This window comes from Ignavibacteria bacterium (assembly GCA_025612375.1).
Lineage (GTDB): Bacteria > Bacteroidota > Ignavibacteria > Ignavibacteriales > SURF-24 > JAAXKN01.
On sequence record JAAXKN010000013.1, the window covers coordinates 1 to 12,860 of the forward strand.

A 12,860-nucleotide genomic window follows, 5' to 3' on the forward strand; every position below is an offset into this window, starting at 1 on the left:
ACTTTTTATTTACCTGCAAAAAATTCAGGGGAACTTGACTTTGCACATTTCCTGCATTGTCTGGTTATGCTGTTGCAATTAGTTAAATATTTTTATTTCTTATAGTACTAAAAGAGACACTAAATCAGGAGATTATCTTCATGGAAACTATCAGTGCTCTTATGATCGAAGACAGCCTTGGCGACGGTCATTATATCAGCCAGATTATTCAGGAAGAGGAAAAGATTAAGATAACTGTTGAACAGACCTTCCGGCTTTCTACGGGACTGGATAAGCTGAGTAAGCATAAATATGATGTCATACTCCTTGACCTTTCACTGCCTGACAGTACAGGCCTGGCTACGCTTACACGACTTCTTCAGGATGCAAAGAATACACCGGTTGTTGTGATGACTGGTTTGGAAGACGAGGAACTGGCCCTGAAGGCAGTTAAGCTCGGTGCTCAGGATTACCTTATAAAATATCAGATCGACTGCCGTACACTGGTCCGCTCAATTTGTTATGCTATTGCAAGACAAAATACCTCGAAGATTTCAGCGGAGACCTGCCTCTGAAGAAACTTTTACTTTCCGGGCCTTTATAAAGACTGTTGGCTTAAAAAGAAAAAAGCCCCGCCTTTTAATGACGGAGCTTCTGATTCTTAATGCAAACAAAGCAGAATCTGCACCGCAATAAACCTTCGTTTATGTGCGCCTGCATTCCTGTTTCCTTAGCTGTAAGAACCTGATAAGAAGTACGTTTTCATGGCTATAATACCTCATAGTATGGCCTTCATCAATGTATAAAAATCTCCATTCCCTGATTTGTCTCCTGCTTTTAAGATTCTTGCCTGCCGGATTAAAAAATGGATTATTTGCTATTTAAATTTCAATTTTCCTTTCGATAATAATGCGATATTTACTATTTCCTTGCTTAAATGCGAAAACAACTAATCTGAGCGGAAAATGAGCAGAATCCCCAAATCTGATGTTGAAATCTTAAGCGACCTGTTTAATAATATTCCTATCGGGGTGTATATGACTACACCGGGCGGGAAAATATTAAAAGCAAATAAAGCCCTTATGCAGATGATGGGATATGATTCTTATGAGGACTTTTTAAGATTGGATCTGGAGGATGAAGCGTCTCTTAATCACGGCTATTCGAGGAAACAGTTCCGCGAACTCCTGGAGAAAAATGGGGAAGTGATCGGGCTGGAAAATTCCTGGCGCAAAGAAAACGGCGAACTCATCTATATACGCGAAAATGCCCGGATCATTAGGGACGATGATGGCAGTATTGTTTATCAGGGTACTGTTGAAGATATAACAGAACGCAAAAACCTTGAAATGAATCTTTTGGAAAAAGAGGTCCGTTTCCGTACTTCAATTGAGAACATGCTGGACTGTTTTGCCATTTTCGAGCCTGTAAGAAATGAAAGCGGCTTAATTACAGACTTTATATTTGAGTACGTGAACGAGGCAGCATGCCGCTTCAGCGGAAATTCACGCAGTGAACTTATCAATAGCAGGCTTTTTACAAAATTCCCTGACAGCAAATCTTCAGGCCTTTTTATGAATTACTGCAGCGTGGCCGATTCCGGCAGGCCTTTTATGAAGGATTCCTTTCCTATCGGAAACCCTGCTGAAGGCAGAGCAATCAGGTATTTTGATGTCAGAATAGTCAGACTTGGCTCCGGGATTGCTGTAACCTGGCGTGAGGTGACAGAGAAAATACAGGCTGAGAACAGCCTCCGTCAAAGTGAATCACGCTACAGAACGCTGGCCAGCAACTTCCCGAACGGTGCCGTAGTACTTTTTGACCACGACTTCCGCTACCTCCTTGCTGAGGGAAAAGAAATTGAAAATGCCGGATTTTCGAGGGATAAGCTTCTGGGCAAAACAATGTCTGAAACCTTCAGCCCCAGGGTTTGTGCCATACTTAATGCCCCTTATAGTGCAGCCATAAGGGGTGAAACAAGCATGTTTGAACTGGATGGAATTGCAGGGGACTGCTATCTGGTTTATACTGTCCCGATCAAAGATGATTTGGGTGTGGTTGTGGCAGGTATGGCTATGTTTCAGAATATTACACACATGAAAAACATTGAAAAAGAGCTCAAGGAGATAAACGCCAGCAAGGATAAGTTCTTTTCCATTATATCACACGATCTTAAAAGCCCCTTTAGTTCGCTTCTTGGATTTTCGGAATTCCTGGCCAGCGATTTTGAACAGCTTTCCCCTGAGGAGGTTAAAACATTTGCGCAGAATATTTATAAATCGGCCAAAAGCGTTTTTGACCTGCTGGAAAACCTCCTCCAGTGGTCCAGATTGCAGACGGGCGGCATGGAGTATTCACCCGTAAGATTTAATCTTGAAGAACTGATTGACGACATATATAATATTTACGAAATAAGCGCTATTAGAAAAAAAATCAGGCTTAACATTAATACTTCGGGGCCAGTTGAGGTCTATGCCGATAAGAATATGATTGAAACTGTTTTAAGGAACTTAGTCTCAAACGCTATAAAGTTTACAGGGGCAGGCGGTGAAGTGGAAATTAAAGTTGAAAAGTCGGACCTTAAAGCCCTGGTTTCCGTAAAAGACAGCGGTGTGGGAATAAGCCCTGAAAACCAGAAGAAGCTTTTTGAAATCGGAGAAAAACTTTCCACTCCCGGCACCGACAGGGAAAGGGGAACTGGCCTTGGACTTATAATCAGTAAAGAGTTTATAGATAAAAATAATGGCATTCTGAATGTAAAAAGCGACCCGGATAAGGGCTCCTGCTTTAGTTTTGCCCTACCCGAATTCCGCCGGGAAATAGAACTTAAATTCTGATTAAGAACTCTTCCTGCCGCCACTTTTCTCATCGAAAAATGGGATTGACTATTAACCCCCGAATGTTATTTTTCAAATGTAACATCTCAAATTTCCACATCATCTTGACAAAACCTTTCAATTAAAAAACGGAGGGAGCGATGTCAGAGGAATTCAAATCCACAGAGGAACTGCTTCTTGAATGCAACAGGCTGGCTGAATACCTGGGTGTACATCCTTACTGCTATCAGGATGAAAAGCTGGTCCAGATTAACAGGAGGCCGGATCCCATTTCCACGAGCCATATAGAATGGACGCCCGGAACGCGCAGGATCGTCACAAACATCAAGTACTTTACAGAACTCTTCCCATACTATGAATGGGAGGCAAAGGAGGTCTCGGAGATGTACTTCGAGGAGGCCTTACGCGTGATGTTCCAGCGCATTAAAGCTGACGCGGTAATTAAGGCTAAAAGTGAAATCCCCGATTCTGTCTTAAACCAGATTGCGGCCGACAAGGTGGAACATATCTTAGAGCAGAGGTGAAAATTACAGTGTGAAACCACAACTGCCGGGGAAGCCTTTTGAGAATTCTCCGGCAGCTGCAGTCTTAAAGATAAGTACTACTACTTCAAGAGCATCAGTTTTCTGGAGTAATTGAATTCTCCAGCCTGAATTCTATATATGTATACTCCGCTCGGAAGAAGCGAAGCATTAAACTGAAGAGTGTAGCTTCCTGCTTCTTTATATTCATCTACAAGAGTTGAGATTTCTTTGCCCAGCATATCGTAAATCTTTAGCCTTACAAATTTCCCTTCAGGAATAGTATACGATATTTTGGTCGAAGGGTTAAATGGGTTCGGGTAATTCTGCTCCAATGAAAAATGACCCGTAACTACCTGCTTATGAGGCTTTATATCCGTCAGATTAACTCCAGCCTCATTGAAAGCCGATAACCCGGTTTCAGTTGCAATCCACATGTTGCCAAGCTTATCAATGTCAATTGAATTTATGGAATTACCCGCAATTCCGGAGTTAAAGATATTATAAGCCTTCCAGTTTGTACCGTCAAATTTTACGAGCCCATTTTTACCGGTGCCGATCCATTTGTTGCCCTGCGGGTCAATTTCAATTACTCTGATTAAGTTTTCCGGCAGTCCGGAATTTGACGTGTTGTAGATTGTCCATGATGTATCATCGAACTTTGCAAGCCCCTGGTCAAATGTGCCGATCCATTTAGTGCCATTTTTCTCAATTGCAATGGAAGCAACAGCATCGCTTTTAAGTTCTGAATTATATTTATCATACCAGGTCCAGGTCTTACCGTCATACTTTGTAAGAGCGCCTTTCATCGTGCCAAACCACTTATTGCCGTCGTGGTCTACAGCAATGGCAGTTACCTGATAATCGGGCAAGAGGGAATTCTGGGGAGAATAGATAGTCGATCTGCCTGAAGCATATTTTACAACTCCGCCTGCTGTCCCAATCCATTGGTCCCCATTTAGGTCAAATGCCATTGAAGAAATTCCACCATTGGGTAAAGTTACATTCAGCTGTGTATATGTTTGTCCGTCATATTTAACGATACCCGGCCCACAAAGCCACACGTTCCCCAGAGAATCTGTCATTAAATTATTTATTGGAAAGTAACCCACATGTGGAGTAGTACTTTTGCAATCCGTAAAAGACTGTCCATCGAACTTATAAAGATCGTCATACTCATATCCCAGCCATTTAATTCCCTTATCGTCAGCTGCAACTGCACTTATAGCGTTCCAGGGGAGTCCAGTGCTGGTAAAATAAAAGTCCTTCCACGTCTTTCCGTCAAATTTTGTTATTCCGCCGGGGTGCCCGAAGTACGCATTCCCGTTTTTATCAAATGTAATTGATTTACAGAAGTTGAATTTGGAATCTGTGTTGGAACTGTTAAAGAAACTCCAGGCTGAATCTTTGTATGCCGCAATTCCTTGGTTATGGCCAACCCAAATAGTTCCGTCCGGGCCGATTGATACAGCCATAACAGAAAGCATGGGCAAAGGCGAGTTCTCATGAGTTGAAACGGTCCACGTGGAGTCGTCAAACTTGGAAAGTCCCTCGAGATATGATCCTGCCCATTTGTTTCCCATGGAGTCAATTGCTACAGTCTCCATAAAATCGTATCTCAGGCCGGAATTTAAAGTGTTATAATTTGTCCACGTCGAATCATTGAATTTTGCAAGGCCGTAAGTAGTTGCCAGCCATTTATTTCCCTTACGGTCGATAACAATTGAACAGACATAATCGCCTGGAATCTTTGAATTTGAAGTGGTGTAATTTGTCCAGTTTAATCCATCGAACTTAAATAGACCATGTTCAGCTGTCCCAAACCATTTATTTCCTTTTGCCTCTACGGCAATTGCCAGCACCTGACCAAAGGATAATCCGGATTTTGGACCTGATATGCTATTCCATGACTTTCCGTCAAAGGTAAGCAGGCCTTCTTTTGTCCCAATCCATTTTGTACCGTTTAAGTCAACAGCAATTGCAGAAACGGCAATGCCGCTTTTTATAATTTCCATTCTACATGTCATTGTATTGAACCTGGCTAGGTATTCCGGCGTACCGACCCAGATATAGTTACCTTCCGAGACTTGGCAGGCCGTTGAGGAATTTGCGTAGTAATTGATCCACTGATCCGCCTGCGCCGAAATAAGGCAGGGGAATATGAAAAAAAGATAGAGAATCCTGAAAAATTTCATAATTATCTCTTCATTAGTTGTCGGGGAAGATTATTTAATTAAGATCTATAAATACGGGCTTAATTCTTATGCATAAGAAGGTAATAAATAAAATACTGTGAAAGGATCTTTTCACTCCGGCCCCTTTTATTAATACTGAAATTCCCATAGATGCACTACTTTGAAATTAAACATATGCAAATACGGGTGAAATATCAATTATTGGAAAATGGAAAAGAAAAAATAAAATGGATAAAAAGGAAAATTAAGCTTATAATAAAATAAGCTAAGAACAGATGATTAATTAATGATTGAAGGGCAAAAAGCAATTGTGCAGAGGCAAATGAGGAATGACTGAGGTTACAAATACTGCTAAGAATTCTTTTACAGAAAAAATTAAAAAGCTCCAGGAGTACTCTTTCCTGGTTGCTGATATATTCAGGCTTTCTCCCACTGCAGCCCAAAACCGGAGGACGATTCTTTCTGAAATGTACCTCATTGGTACACAGGCGGTTCTGCTGGTTCTGGTCGGGGGACTATTCACTGGCATTATTCTCGCCATCGAGACAGGGCATAACCTTGAAAAGTTCGGCGCAACGTTTATGATCAGCCGCACTGTTTCATACGGTATGATAAGGGAATTGGGCCCTGCTATTACCGGACTTTTGCTTGCCGCTCGTACGGGAGCCAAAAACACCTCGGAAATAGGAACCATGCAGCTGAGTGAACAGATTGATGCCCTGAGAGCTTTTGGCCTGAACCCCGTGGTTAAACTTGTCATTCCAAGAGTGGCTGCCGCACTCATTATGTTTCTTCCTCTTACAATGATTGCAGATATGGCGGGGATCTTAGGAGGAATGTTTATTACAAAAATGACATTTAATATCGACCTGGCTTACTTCTGGAATACGGCAATTAACATCCTTGCCTTCAGGGATATATTTGTCGGGACCTTCAAACCTATTTTCTTTTCTTTCTTTATCTCAAGCATCAGCTGCTTCTATGGGCTTATAACAAGAGGGGGCACTGCAAACCTGGGGAAAAATGCTATTAATTCCGTCGTGATCTCTTCAATGGTGGTAATACTGCTTGACTTTATTTTCACCAAGGTTATCTGGGAAATTATGTGAAATGATCGAACTGAAAAACATATTCCTCAACCTTAACGGCAAGACGATTCTCGAAGATGTTTCTCTGGAAGTTGAACACGGGCAGACACATGTTATTCTGGGGCCAAGCGGAGCCGGCAAGAGTACAATATTAAAGGTTATTCTGGGGCTTGTGAAAATTGATGGTGGGGAGGTGGTTATTGATGGAAAGGAAATTTCATCGCTTCCGGAAAAGGAGGCCATTGCAGCAAGACGCCAGATGGGCGTCGTCTTCCAGGGAAATGCACTCTTTGATTCCCTTAGTGTCAGGGATAATACCGCCTACTTCCTTAAGGACTCCAACATGTTTTCAAAAAAAGAAATTGATGAAAAAGTTGAACGGGTGCTCTCTTTCGTGAATCTGGACGGGACGGAGGATCTTTACCCTGATCAGCTAAGCGGGGGCATGAAAAAACGCCTCGCTGTTGCCCGCGCACTTGTGAGCACGCCCAAGATAATTCTTTATGATGAACCCACAACCGGTCTCGACCCGATAAACTCAAAAGCTGTACTGCACCTGATTCAGAGACTTAAAGGCACAGGTACAACTTCTGTTGTGGTAACGCATATAATAAATGATGCAATTATGCTCGGCGATACATTGACCATTATAGAAAATGGTAAAATTATTGAATCCGGGACAATTAAAAAAATTCTCCAGTCGGAAAATAAATTTGTTAAGGATTTCTTTTATGAGGTTTTCCAGGATTCTTCGGTATTAAATGAAATTGAAACCAGAAAACAATGAGTAATGAAAAAAACATCAGCTTAAGGGTCGGATTTACTGTACTGGCGGGACTCATAGTGCTTTTTATTTTTGCAATTCTGGTCGGCACCAATGAGTTTCTCTTTTCCAGAACATATACTCTTTATATTAAACTTAGTAATACTGCGGGGCTTGTAGCCGGGGCACCGGTTACTTTGGCAGGTTATAAAGTAGGGGATGTAAGGGCAGTTGAGTTCGTTGTAATGAATAATCAGCCTGTTATACGCGTAAACCTGAGAATTAAAACTGAATACAAAGAACAGATCCGTTCAGATTCAAAAGTAAGAATTACCAGCATTGGAATTTTAGGCGATAAATTTGTTGATGTTTCTCTGGGAAATCCCGGCGCCAGGTCAGTTCCCGAAGGCTCTTTCCTCGAAGTAGAACCAACCTTTTCACTGGACAATCTGGCTAAGAACATTACCCCCAATATTGAAAAGTTTAATTCAATTATTGACAATATTAAATCGGTAACTGATTCAATTTCAAAAGGAAAGGGGACACTTGGCGAACTGATAAATAACCGTTCTGCAATTGCCGGAATAAATGATGCAATAAAAAGAATAGATCTTGCACTTATCGCTCTTGAAAATAAAAAGGGATCTTTAGGCAGGCTGCTTCATGATTCAACACTCTACAATGGCCTTTCTTCAACGGCACTTAACCTGAAAAAGCTCACCGAGGGGTTAAACCGCGGGAAGGGCACGCTGGGAAAAATGATTGCAAGCGACTCTCTTTATAGCAGCCTTGTAAATTCCTCAGGACAGTTAAACCGTTTCATCAGCAAAGCCCAGAACGACAGTACGGTTTTTGGCGGGCTGGTGGGAGACAAAAAACTGTACCGCGATATAAACCTCCTGATCCAGGAACTCAACTCGCTCATCTCGGACATTAAAACTCACCCGGAAAAGTATGTTAAAGTATCAGTATTTTAGAATTGAATGCTTGACCAAAAATCTGGAACATTAATCTCTAGACAGGTGTAGAGAGGAACCTGTCCTTACTTTTTGGGCATGGTAAAATAAAATGTCGTGCCTTTTCCCCTCTCAGATTCCACCCAGATCCTTCCCTGGTGCCTTTCTACAATCTTCTTACATACAGCAAGCCCTATTCCTGTTCCCGGATATTTATCCCTGTCGTGCAGGCGCTGGAAGATAATAAAAACCCGGTCATAAAATTCCGGGTCAATTCCTATTCCATTATCTTTCACAGAGAAAATCCATTCGTTGTCTTTTTCTTCAAGGCCAATATGAATTTCCGGTGTTTTTTTGTCGCAGAATTTGATTGAATTGCTTAAGAGGTTCTGGAAAAGCTGAACGAGTTGTGTTTCATCGCCCCGTATAACCGGGAGGCTGTCAAAGGTAATACGGGCGCCCGATTCTTCAATGCTGATCTGAAGGTTGTCCAACACGTTTGACATTACCTCCATACAGTCAACAGGTTCAAATGGCTTTCCTCTTGTTGTAACTCGTGAATACTGCAGGAGGTCGTTTATCAGCTGCTGCATGCGTTTTGCTCCCCCTGTAATGAAATATAGGAAATCATCTGCACTTTCATCCAGCTTCCCCTCGTATCGTTTTTCTAGGAGCTCGGCGTAACTGTGCATCATGCGCAGCGGCTCCTGAAGGTCATGTGAGGCAACGTAGGCGAACTGTTCGAGCTCAACATTCGACCTTTCAAGCTCTTTAAGCGTTTTTTCGAGTCTTGTCTGAGCCAGCTTCCTCTCGGTAATATCTAAAATAGTACCATATACCTTCAACAGGTTGCCGGAGCTGTCATAAACTGGCTGGCTTATTGTTGCAACATGCCTTATTCTGTTTCTTGCCGTAAAAATCCTGTATTCAGCAGTCATGGCATTCTGTTCTTTAACTGCATCATCAATTGCTTTTAGAACAGTTGCCCGGTCGCCGGGGTAAAGGTGCTCCATCCAGTCATTAATTGAAAGTGCCGGCTGTCCGGGATCCATTTCAAATATCCTGTAGACTTCTTCAGACCACTCCACTTTATTGTTAAGGGCATCAATATAAAAGCTTCCCATATGGGCGAGGCTCTGTGCATTCAGAAGGTTTGTTTCGCTTTCCCTTAATTTGGACAATGCTTGCTGAAGCTCCTGCTGTATAATTTTTTGCTCATTAATGTTTGTTGAACTGCCGAACCATTTTATGATTCCGTCTCCTTCCTTCATTGGAACGCTGCGGGTTAAAAACCAGCAGTATGTATCGTCTTTCCTGCGCAGCCTGTGTTCAATTTCGTAATCTTTCCCGCTTGAAAGCGCGTAAAGCCATATCTCTTTGGTCCTTTGCTGATCCTCCTGGTGGATCAGATCAAGCCATTTCCACCCCTGGCTTTCTTCCAGGCTCAGTCCTGTAAATTCCGTCCACTTTTGGTTGTAATATGTATGCCATCCATCAGAATCTGTTGACCAGATTATCTGCGGCAGGCTGTCTGCCAGAAGGCGGAAGCTTTCCTCACTCTGGCGCAGGTTTTCTTCAATTATCCTGCGGTTTGTAATATCCATTGCCATGCTGATAACAAGACGCCTGCCGTCGGGCAGGTTTCCAAGCGGGGCGGAGTAGAACTGCCATATGAGCTGCTTTCCGAAGCGTGTTCTGACCTTCAGTTCCAGGTCGACATTTTTACCTTTAAGGTTATATAAGCTTTTAATGAAGCTTTCTACCTCATAATTTTTGCTCCCGTATGCTTTTTTCGTCCAATCTGGGATTGTAGGAATATCTTCCCGACTGTAGCCGCTTAACTCCGTCCAGGCTTCATTTACAAGCGTTATCTCACCGTCCTCAGCATGTATCATTATGGGAATCGGGGAATCCTCAATTGCACGTCTGAATCGCTCCTCGCTTTGCCTGAGAGCCTCCTCATAGTTTTTGCGGACAGATATATCCTCAATTGTAGTGATATAAAATTTGAAATTCCCTTCGGAATCGTACGCTCTTGATTTTGTATTAAAGCACCAGAGGAGGCTCCCGTTCTTAAGAACAAATCTTTTTTCAATGGAATATAATTCAATTTCCCCGGACTGCAGCTGGTGAAAGAAGGGGAGTTCTTTTTCCAGATCCTCAGCGTAGGTGATATCATAAAATGTCCGGGCGTAAAGCTCTTCGTGAGTATAGCCAAGTATATCGCAATACTGGCGGTTCAGCCGTAAATACCTGAGGTTTTCCCCAATATGCCCGGTTCCAATATAAGACTGTTCAAAAGTGCTCCTAAAGAGGATCTCGCTTTCTTTTAGCCTGGAATTTGCCTTCTTTCTCTGAATCTGCAGATAGGCTATTGTCCAGATCGTTATAAGATAAAGGGATACATTAAAGAGAATAGAGCCTGGATCATACGGATTAAAGGTAAGCAGAGACTTTATAAGTATAAAAACAGTATCTGCCGCAGCTACTGAAATTACATAAACTACTGTAATATCCTGCGCCGAAAGTACCAGAAGGGGGATTATGTACAAAAGCCAGATGCTGTGTCCAAAAGAAGCATTAATGTCTACGAGAAATACTGCAATAATGAACAATACATTAAATAATATTGTAAAAAAGTAAGCTTTGTGTTTCATACATTATTTTGTCTTTCGGAATTATTTATACTCCTTGCTTCCGGCTAAGAAAGTCCTCTCACTATCAATTTAACTCCTAAATTGTGGGGAAAATAGGGAAATTTTCATTCATGACGGATTTATCCCTTGGGGAATCTCCTTAAAAAGTATACTGAAAATTCTGCCCGGTTATCGCTGCATTGCCAGATCGTGAAGCCCCCAATTTTGAAGACTGTCTTTTCTAAACTACACCTCCAGTCCTATTAATTGTACATACAATTCGTGTTAATATGGAAATGGGGCATTATTTAAGGGATAAAAAAGGGCACGGAAATTGCCCCTATATTAGCGGCAACATAAAGTGTATATTTGCCGGGAGGGAAATCTAAAGGGCGGTTTATGCTTCCGTTATTTGAATACTATTTTTGTAAGTTATTAATTTAGCAGTCTTTAGGAGAGTCGTTATGAAAAGTAAACATCTTATATTCGTCTTTACTTTATGCGCTGGTATAAGTGTAAACGCCCAGCAAATTGATGCCGGAATTTCAATCGGCGGCGGACAGAACAGTTTTTACCTGTCAATCGGTAATTATTTCCGGGTTCCTGAAAGGGAAGTAGTTGTTGTCAGGGAAAGAAGGATTCCGGATGAAGAGATTCCTGTAGTATTTTATATAGCTCAGAGAGCAAGAGTTCCTTATCGCGATATTATCGGATGCCGCCAGAGAGGGATGTCCTGGATGGATATCACATACCATTACAATCTCGGACCGGATATCTATTTCCCCGGAGAGGTACAGGGACCTCCTTATGGAAAGGCCTGGGGACACCGTAAAAAAGAAAGAGCAATGTACAGGGATTATGAGATCGTCAATGCCGTTAATTCAAGATTTATGTCGGACTATCATCACTGCTCGCCCTCTGAAATAACCCGCCTGAGGGGCCAGGGAGTCTCTTACGTCCAGATAAACGACAGATATGTCGGAAAACGGGATCACGGACACGGAAAGGATAAGCATTATGAAGTTATCGACCGCTCAAACGGGCGCGGAAGGGGTAATGGAAACGTGGTAATCGAACGCTCAAATGGAAAAGGGTATGACAAGGTTTTTGACAATGATGAAGGCCACGGACATGGAAATGGTCATGGTAATGGAAATGGTCATGGAAATGGTCACGGAAAACATAAATAACTGTCTCATTTGATGTAATTTGGCTGGAATTTCTTCACCTCCCGGCTTTTGCTCCACAACCAGAAGCCGGGATACTGAACCTTGAGGGCCTCCCCTTACCCTCAAGGTTCTTTTATTTTTAAATAAATTCATATTTTTCCAAAAAAAATTCCGAAAACGTGTGCCGTCACCATATTATATATTAAGAGAAATTTTGGAGCTTTAATGAAGTTAACTCGAAAAAGAGGCAGGCGGTCACGTCTTTTGCTTAAAATAGCACTCCAGGAGCAGCAGATTGCTGAAATGAGGCTCTATATTGAAGAGATGAAGAAGCTTATGCATGAAAGAATGAGAGGCATGAATTGTAGTGATAACTAGGCCTGCAGTCTTATAATCTGCCCGCAGGCTATTTTTCTATAGTCAACTCCGGAAATTTACCGCTAAATTCTGATTAAATGTGAGCTTTATACTCCGAATACTAATTTCTAGCTTTTCATTATTTGTTTCCACAACTGAGTACCATGCTGGTTTTATTGCCAACTATTAAGAGACAGCACAGAGAGGGGAATCTAAATAGCAATAAAAAGCAGATAATAGATCATTCCCGAGATCAGTGTGATAAAAAGAGCGTCAAAAAAGAAATGTTTCAGGGTTTCACGTCTCATAATTTCTCCTTCTTATACATATATATATGGTGACGGAAGGCGAATTCGGAA

10 protein-coding genes are annotated in these 12,860 nt (G+C 41.9%); 8 read left to right on the forward strand and 2 right to left on the reverse strand.

Going from position 1 to position 12,860, the window contains the following annotated elements:
• Positions 1 to 161 precede the first annotated feature (161 nt).
• The 3 genes from HF312_10110 (at position 162) to HF312_10120 (ending at position 3,340) form a co-directional block, all read left to right on the forward strand.
• The gene (locus HF312_10110; protein ID MCU7520556.1) at positions 162 to 554 is read left to right on the forward strand and encodes a response regulator; all 393 of its coding nucleotides are present in this window, start codon (positions 162 to 164) and stop codon (positions 552 to 554) included.
• 390 nt (positions 555 to 944) lie between these two features.
• The gene (locus tag HF312_10115; GenBank protein MCU7520557.1) at positions 945 to 2,816 is read left to right on the forward strand and encodes a PAS domain S-box protein; all 1,872 of its coding nucleotides are present in this window, start codon (positions 945 to 947) and stop codon (positions 2,814 to 2,816) included.
• Positions 2,817 to 2,956: 140 nt separating this feature from the next.
• Entirely contained in the window at positions 2,957 to 3,340 is a 384-nt protein-coding gene (locus tag HF312_10120) for a hypothetical protein (GenBank protein ID MCU7520558.1), read from the forward strand.
• 80 nt (positions 3,341 to 3,420) lie between these two features.
• Here HF312_10120 and HF312_10125 read toward each other — a convergent pair whose 3' ends face one another.
• Positions 3,421 to 5,532: a T9SS type A sorting domain-containing protein gene (locus HF312_10125; protein MCU7520559.1), complete on the reverse strand. Its 2,112-nt coding sequence runs from the start codon at positions 5,530 to 5,532 to the stop codon at positions 3,421 to 3,423.
• A 329-nt stretch (positions 5,533 to 5,861) separates the two neighbouring features.
• Here HF312_10125 and HF312_10130 point away from each other — a divergent pair, with 329 nt between their 5' ends.
• The 3 genes from HF312_10130 to HF312_10140 are packed head-to-tail and all read left to right on the forward strand — an operon-like array spanning position 5,862 to position 8,360.
• Positions 5,862 to 6,641 (forward strand): ABC transporter permease, encoded by a 780-nt coding sequence (locus HF312_10130; protein ID MCU7520560.1) that lies wholly within the window; start codon positions 5,862 to 5,864, stop codon positions 6,639 to 6,641.
• A 1-nt stretch (position 6,642) separates the two neighbouring features.
• Positions 6,643 to 7,407 (forward strand): ATP-binding cassette domain-containing protein, encoded by a 765-nt coding sequence (locus HF312_10135; protein MCU7520561.1) that lies wholly within the window; start codon positions 6,643 to 6,645, stop codon positions 7,405 to 7,407.
• On the forward strand, positions 7,404 to 8,360 hold the full coding sequence (locus HF312_10140; protein ID MCU7520562.1) for an MCE family protein: 957 nt from the start codon (positions 7,404 to 7,406) through the stop codon (positions 8,358 to 8,360). The genes HF312_10135 and HF312_10140 overlap by 4 nt, the downstream gene beginning before the upstream one ends.
• Before the next feature lie 65 nt (positions 8,361 to 8,425).
• On the opposite strand, the gene HF312_10145 is transcribed toward HF312_10140, so the two are convergent.
• Complete coding sequence (locus HF312_10145; protein MCU7520563.1) at positions 8,426 to 10,996, reverse strand: PAS domain S-box protein; 2,571 nt, start codon at positions 10,994 to 10,996, stop codon at positions 8,426 to 8,428.
• A gap of 443 nt (positions 10,997 to 11,439) precedes the next feature.
• Between HF312_10145 and HF312_10150 the strand changes: the two genes are divergently transcribed.
• Both HF312_10150 and HF312_10155 read left to right on the forward strand, forming a co-directional pair.
• Positions 11,440 to 12,165, forward strand: a complete 726-nt coding sequence (locus tag HF312_10150) for a hypothetical protein (GenBank protein MCU7520564.1) — start codon at positions 11,440 to 11,442, stop codon at positions 12,163 to 12,165.
• 204 nt (positions 12,166 to 12,369) lie between these two features.
• A complete protein-coding gene (locus HF312_10155) occupies positions 12,370 to 12,522 on the forward strand; it encodes a hypothetical protein (protein ID MCU7520565.1) in 153 nt (50 codons plus the stop codon).
• Positions 12,523 to 12,860 lie beyond the last annotated feature (338 nt).

Coding starts and splice junctions, on each gene's coding strand:
- HF312_10150 (MCU7520564.1), top strand. CDS start 11,440: ATGAAAAGTAAACATCTTATATTCGTCTTTACTTTATGCGCTGGTATA.
- HF312_10110 (MCU7520556.1), top strand. CDS start 162: ATGATCGAAGACAGCCTTGGCGACGGTCATTATATCAGCCAGATTATT.
- HF312_10145 (MCU7520563.1), bottom strand. CDS start 10,996: ATGAAACACAAAGCTTACTTTTTTACAATATTATTTAATGTATTGTTC.
- HF312_10155 (MCU7520565.1), top strand. CDS start 12,370: ATGAAGTTAACTCGAAAAAGAGGCAGGCGGTCACGTCTTTTGCTTAAA.
- HF312_10115 (MCU7520557.1), top strand. CDS start 945: ATGAGCAGAATCCCCAAATCTGATGTTGAAATCTTAAGCGACCTGTTT.
- HF312_10120 (MCU7520558.1), top strand. CDS start 2,957: ATGTCAGAGGAATTCAAATCCACAGAGGAACTGCTTCTTGAATGCAAC.
- HF312_10135 (MCU7520561.1), top strand. CDS start 6,643: ATGATCGAACTGAAAAACATATTCCTCAACCTTAACGGCAAGACGATT.
- HF312_10140 (MCU7520562.1), top strand. CDS start 7,404: ATGAGTAATGAAAAAAACATCAGCTTAAGGGTCGGATTTACTGTACTG.
- HF312_10130 (MCU7520560.1), top strand. CDS start 5,862: ATGACTGAGGTTACAAATACTGCTAAGAATTCTTTTACAGAAAAAATT.
- HF312_10125 (MCU7520559.1), bottom strand. CDS start 5,532: ATGAAATTTTTCAGGATTCTCTATCTTTTTTTCATATTCCCCTGCCTT.